Below are 6,110 nucleotides of genomic sequence, written 5' to 3'. Positions count from 1 at the left end.
TTCTCCCGGTACTTCTGGACGCTCTCAGTGTTGGGTGGCCCCGAAGGGGCCTCCCAACACCAGGTAGGAACCGCCTCGTTACCTCTGACAGTTGTGAGTTCTCTCAGTCGGAGGGATTGTGGATCTGTTTTTCGTCAGCCGGGCTCGCGTACAGGAACGGGCAGAGCTGTACGGAAGGGCCGGAGAGGAAGCCGTACGGCGGTTGGACTTCCGGGCCCTGCCTGATCGCCTGCCGGTGATCGTGGACGATCAGATAAGGCCGGTCGAACCAGCCTGTTCTTGGTTTCGCCACCTTGCCTATCTCGGGCGTGATCCGGAGGACACGCTGCGGCACTACGCCTACATCGTGTTGCGGCTGATGGAGTTCTTGGCCGAGCGGGGCCGCGAGTTGGGCACGGCGGCGGAGTCCGATCTGGTGGCCTACCGGCGGTCGCGGGTCGAGTTGCAGGACGTGCCGGTGGGCGGGACGGTCTGGGACCGCGAGGCATCGGTGATCAACACGCTCCTGGACTGGATGGTCGGCCAGGGCTTTCGTCGGACTTCGCCGCTGCGGGCGGTCGGCTCCACGAACCCGTTGTCCAGCGGCATGAGCCGGGACATGGACATCCGGCACCTGACGCTGGGGCAGTTCCTGTTCTTCCGGGACGTCGGAATGGGTGGGCAGACCCTCGGCGGTGAGGTGGACCGGGCGTTTCGCGGCCAGGCCCCGAACCGGAGCAGGGCGGCGGCCGATCTGGCGGTGACGTCGGGGATGCGTCCACAGGAGTGGTCGACGGTGCTGCTGCCAGAACTCGCAGTCGGGATGCGGCGGCCCGGCGAAGGGGCGGAATTCGACCTCCAGGCGTGCGCGAAATACAAGAAGCACCGCGTCGCCTACGTTCCGCCGGACGCGCTGACCTCGGTGGACCGGTTCTTGCTGATCGAGCGGCCGGAGATGGCCGAGGGCATGGCCCGCACGCTGGAGCGGCGTCATCGGGACCTGTTCATCGTGGTGGACATCGACTATGCGCGTCGCCGGCTGCGGGGACGCTGGCAGGGCCGGGACCGCGAGTTCACCTGGTCGGCGATGGCTCCGAAGCTGCGGCGGATCACGGTTCATGAGGGGGCGGCAGGGCTGGAACCGCTGGCGGTCTTCATCGGCCATGGCAGCCTGATGCTCACCTCATCGTCCTGGGACCGCGTCCGCTACCAGGCATGGGACCGAATGTCGGCGGTCCGCGGCGACGAGCGGGCCCCGCAACTCCCCACGAAACGCTGGCGATTCCACGATCTGAGGCACACCTACGCCCTGCGGCTCTTGGACTTTCTGATGCGGCGGGCCGCGGAGCGCGAGCGGGCGGAGAAGAGGGTGGGCATGGCTTCCCTCGCCGAGCACCTTGCGTTCAACCCGCTGCTGATCGTCAGCCGCCGCCTTGGCCATGCCAGCCCGGCCGTCACCTACGAGTACCTGCGCTACCTGGAGGACCCGATGGCCTACGTCGCGGCCGCGTTCGAGCAGTGGGCGGCGAGCGACGGCGACACCTATGCCGAGATCGCGGTGAGGGCGCTTGAGGCCCGCAAGGAGGCCGGCCATGCCGCGCAGGGGTGAACGACGCCGAGACTTCCGGCACGAGGACCGTGTTGCCGGTCCGCCGAGGATCGGGGCCCGGCAGGTGGTCGCGTCGGACGCGCGGGGAAGGAAGCGGACGCTGGAGCTCGATCCGGCTGCGTTCACCTGCCGGGTGCTGGCCCAGCAGCTGGCCGACGAGTGGGTGGAATACATTGAGGTCACCGGTCGGCGGGTGGGCACGGCCACCGGCTATCGCCAGGCCGTGACATCGTTCTGCCGGTTCACCGACGACACCTTGCAGGGCAGGGCCTCGGCCGCTTCACTGGCCGAGGCCGATCCCGAGATGGGCGAGGTCTTGCTGGCCTGGGAGCATTCGCTGCCTGCGCAGTGGCCGGTCGGCTCGACCCGGCCGGGAACGCTCGCATCGCTGGTCCGCACGCTGATCAACCGGCGCGTCCAGCACCAGGACCGTCCGGTTGACGGCCGGCTCGGCAGGGTGGCGGCAGATCAGCACGGGCTGTCCTGGGGCACCACCCAGGAACTGGACGAGTACTCCCGCAAGGACAAAACAGCCCTGGTCAGAGCTGCCTGGGAGGATGTTGCCCGGCTCCGCAAGCGGCTACGGGACGGCTGGGCGATGGTCGCTGAGGGGGCCCACCCCGCCCAGCACGGCTGGTCCAGCCTGCCCAACCTCCTCTGGGGGCTCGCCCACCAGGCCGTCGCGCCCCGGGAGATCGTGAGGAACCTCCCGCCGCCATGGCCGCCGGAACTGCACGCGCTCGTCCCCTCGCACATCCGGCTGGACGGGGTCGGCTGCGGCATGCGCCGCTACTTCCTGGTCCGCGGTCTGCTGCACCAGCTCTATCCCAACGAGCAGGACCTGCACGGATTCCGGGTGCTGCTCGTCGCGGCTACGGGCCATGCCCCGGAGGAGGTGACCGGCCTGAACGAGGACTCGGTGGAGTTCACGCCGACGGGCATCCGGCTCACCATGGTCAAGAACCGGGCTCGGCGCATCCACCGCCGGGACTTTAACCGGGTCGACGCGGGGCGGACCGTTGAGCACGTTCACGAGTACGCGGACCGGCCCCGGCTGGAAGTGTCGGAGATCGTCCGTCAGTTGATGGAGGTGACAGCCCGGCTGCGGGACCGCTACGACGAACGTCCCGCCCCGTTGTTCCTCCAGGGCACGCTGCCGACGAACCGGTGGACGGTTGCCGTCGGCCCTGGCCGGCTGCGGATGTTCGACAAGTGGGTCGAGGCCAGGGGCCTCGACTTGGAGGGCAAGCCGGACGTCCGGCGGCTGAGGAAGTCGACCAAGGTCGAGAAGGCGATCGCCTTCGGAGGCCGCATCACGGATATCGCTGACGATCACCACGAAGAGACCTTCCGCGGCCACTACGCGCAGGGCACCACCTTGCGCGTGATCTCCGGAAAGGTGATCACGGCCGCCCAGCAGTCGTGGTTCGCCAAAGCCGTTGAGGGGCCGGTCGTCCTGGACGCCGCAGCCGAGGAGGCACTGGCAGAAGCGGAGACCGCTGCGGCCTTCAACGGGCTGGGGCTGACTGCCGAGCAGGTCGAAGAGCTGCGGAGCGGGGCTCTGGAGATGGGAGTCAGTGGTTGCCGCGACCCCTTCGACTCACCGTTCTCCCGACCGGGCGACTTCTGCGCGGTCGCGCCACTGCGCTGTCTGGAATGCCGCAATGCCTGGATTCTCCCCTCGCATCTTCCCCAGCTGCTGCTGTTCGCCGACCACCTGGACGGCCTGCGCAGGCGCTTGAACCCGGCGCACTTCCACACCCTCTGGGGCCAGACGGCCGCCAACCTGGCCGCAGTCCTCGCCGAGCGGACCGAGCCCGAGATCGAGGCCGCCCGACGGCACATCGCGGAGGGGACCGCCATTTTGCAGCTTCCTCTCGCCGCACGAGCGGAGTTCGACGCATGAACAGCACTGCCCCAATCCGGCAGCAGACCACGGGGTTTGACGCCGAGGACCCCGTCCTCGGCGCACGCCCGCTGCTGCCCGGAGCCTTGAGCCCGGTCTTCGGGCAACGCGACGAGTGGAACCTGAACGGCGTGCTGCGTCGGCCGGCGAACCTGCACCCGGCCGGATGGAAGATGATGTTCGCCGCCTTCGACGAGGTCTGGAACCTCCTCGCCCGCGAGATGTCGATGATCTCGCTCAACCCACGACACCCCCGCGCCGTCACCGCGGGAATCTCCGCACCCAGGCGGCCGGTCAGCCCTCGCACGGTGATCGCGAAGCTGGGTGACCTGCGGGCGCTTCGGGCCTGGGCGGCCGAGCGGGGACTTCCCCCGCACCCGGCTGCTTGGCCCGCACACCAGATGCACGTCCGCGTTGCCGAGCTCAGGGAAGAACTCTCCCCCTCCACCGTGGTCAGCCACGTCAAGACCATCCAGGAACTGCACCGCTACGGTCCTCTGCTGACCGGCGGCGGCCTGCCGACGGACCCCTGGCCCGGCATGTCGGCCCGGGCGGTGGCCGGGGAGAGGCAGAGCAACAGCACCAGAGTGCTGTCGACGGCGGTGATCCCGCCGGAGGTCTGGTTCCCCCTCATCCGGGCCGCCTGGACCTACATCGACCAGTTCGGCCCCGACATCCTGCGAGCCGATCAGCGACTCCGCCAGCTCCGGGACGAGTCGGTGAACACGTCGGTCGGGGCCGAGCACCGGTTGCTGTCCTGGCTCAGCAACCCCGACAACGCCGTCCCGGTTCACCACGACCGGCGCCCGTTCTGCAAGGCAGACGCTGGCAAGATCCACTGGAACTTGCTCTCGTGGCTCATCGGCATCGACACCCGGGCCCACGTGTTCAACAACGTCCCCGGACTGCGGGAGATCACCCTGGAAGCGGTGAACCGCGGGCAGTGCGAAACCGGGAGTCTGCTGCCCGAGTACGCACAGGTCCTGCGAGCCGACGGCACCACCGGCGCCTGGACCTGGGGCATCGACATCCGCGGCCTGGAACGGGAGATCCAGATCCTTCGCATCGCCTGCTACCTCTTCGTGACCGGGTTGAGCATGATGCGCGACTCGGAAGTCCAGGAGATCACCAAAGGTTCCGTGGTCGAGTACTACGGGGCACCGGCCGTGGTCTCGGCGGAGATCAAGGGTGAGGAAGACTTCCCCCGCAAGCACTGGTGGATCATCGAGCCGGTTGCCCGGGCCCTCGCCATGGCCGAGGCGATCACCTCGCACTCGGAGAGGCTGTTCACCGGCATCGCGAGCAACAGGGACGCGGAGGTCTTCAACGCGGGCAACGGGATCAAGGCATTCGTCGCCCACATCAACGCCAGATGCGAGGTCAGCGGGCTGGAGCCCATCCCCGCCGAACGGCTGGCTCCGCACATGTTCCGCAGGACCATGGCGATGCTGACCGACCAGTTCCCGGGCTCGGAGATCGCCCTGGGCATCCAGCTCAAACACGTCGCTGCCCGGGCCTTGGCCAACCGCACCACCCAGGGCTATGCCGCCACGGCGGCATCCTGGGCCAGCCACTTGGACGAGGCAATCGAAGCGGCTCGGTTCCGAGGGCTGCGGGACCTGTTCGAGGCCCATCACGCGAACGAACCGATTGGGTTCGGCTCTGGCGCCGAGCAACTGAGCCGCACCTTCGACAAGATCCGCGACACCGTCGCGGCCCAGGGCGGCGACGCGACCGTCGAACACGCCCTGCTGAAGCAGGCCCGCATCTCCATCCGCTTCGGCACCCTCAACAACTGCCTGTTCGACGAGGCCAATCCGTCAGGCGCCCTCTGTCTGGAGAACACTGTGATCCCACCCGGACACTCTGGCCCCTTGCCGGACCGCTGCCGCCCGGACCGCTGCGGCAACAGCATGATCGGACCACAGCACGTCGAGATCTGGGCCAGCGAGGAGCGGTCCCTGGCCAAGCTCCTGGAGTCGCGGCGTTTGGCCCCAGGGCATCGCGCGGCGCTCGAACAGCAGCAAGTCGAGGCGCGGGCCGTTCTGCGGAAGGCCGACCGATGAGCGACACGAGTGTCTCGGCCAAGGCCGAACGGAAGCTTCGCGATGCCATGGACCGGTTGCTGACCGGGAAGCCGCAGCACAGCGACGGTCGGCTCACGAAGAACAACCTCGCCCTGGAAGCGGGCGTCAGCCCGGCCACGATGTTCCGGGCCAAAGCAGTGCTCGCCGACTGGGACGCTCACATCGGCGTCCACGGCAGCCTCACACCCGGCGAGGCCCGCCGCGACGCCGACATTGACGATCTCCGCCGACAACTCGCCTCGGCCAAGAGGGAAATCACCGAGCTCAACCGGCGGCTGACCGCCGCCGCTACGGTCATCGCCTCGTTCCACCACGACAACCAGATGCTGCGGACCGAAGACGACACAGCCAGCACCGTCGTCCCGTTCCCAACGCAACCCCGAGCCTGAAACCGCCACCCTCGCGGATGAACTGCGAAATGAGAGGCCGACTCTCAACTCGCCACGTTCGCAGACCACCACGACACGCAGCAAACCCCGATACACCAGGGCCGTCGCCTCTCATGAGAGATCCAAACGGTGGAGAACAC

4 protein-coding genes are annotated in these 6,110 nt (G+C 68.2%); all 4 read left to right on the top strand.

The features are described from left to right. Positions 1 to 118: 118 nt before the first annotated feature. From ACIQPR_RS48975 to ACIQPR_RS48960, 4 genes are read left to right on the top strand one after another with little or no spacing between them, the layout of a single operon-like run. On the top strand, positions 119 to 1,588 hold the full coding sequence (locus tag ACIQPR_RS48975; RefSeq protein WP_403664323.1) for a hypothetical protein: 1,470 nt from the start codon (positions 119 to 121) through the stop codon (positions 1,586 to 1,588). Further along, on the top strand, positions 1,572 to 3,494 hold the full coding sequence (locus ACIQPR_RS48970) for a hypothetical protein (RefSeq protein WP_403664320.1): 1,923 nt from the start codon (positions 1,572 to 1,574) through the stop codon (positions 3,492 to 3,494). The genes ACIQPR_RS48975 and ACIQPR_RS48970 overlap by 17 nt, the downstream gene beginning before the upstream one ends. Next, positions 3,491 to 5,560 (top strand): integrase, encoded by a 2,070-nt coding sequence (locus ACIQPR_RS48965; RefSeq protein ID WP_403664317.1) that lies wholly within the window; start codon positions 3,491 to 3,493, stop codon positions 5,558 to 5,560. The genes ACIQPR_RS48970 and ACIQPR_RS48965 overlap by 4 nt, the downstream gene beginning before the upstream one ends. Next, a complete protein-coding gene (locus ACIQPR_RS48960; protein WP_403664314.1) occupies positions 5,557 to 5,970 on the top strand; it encodes a hypothetical protein in 414 nt (137 codons plus the stop codon). The genes ACIQPR_RS48965 and ACIQPR_RS48960 overlap by 4 nt, the downstream gene beginning before the upstream one ends. Positions 5,971 to 6,110: the final 140 nt, after the last annotated feature.

Source organism: Streptomyces sp. NPDC091280, assembly GCF_044768565.1.
Taxonomy (GTDB): domain Bacteria; phylum Actinomycetota; class Actinomycetes; order Streptomycetales; family Streptomycetaceae; genus Streptomyces.
This window is presented reverse-complemented; position numbering and strand designations above follow the sequence as displayed.

What these genes read in the sequence shown, in the direction of transcription:
- ACIQPR_RS48960 (WP_403664314.1), top strand. Translation starts at nt 5,557, where the DNA reads ATGAGCGACACGAGTGTCTCGGCCAAGGCCGAACGGAAGCTTCGCGAT.
- ACIQPR_RS48970 (WP_403664320.1), top strand. Translation starts at nt 1,572, where the DNA reads ATGCCGCGCAGGGGTGAACGACGCCGAGACTTCCGGCACGAGGACCGT.
- ACIQPR_RS48965 (WP_403664317.1), top strand. Translation starts at nt 3,491, where the DNA reads ATGAACAGCACTGCCCCAATCCGGCAGCAGACCACGGGGTTTGACGCC.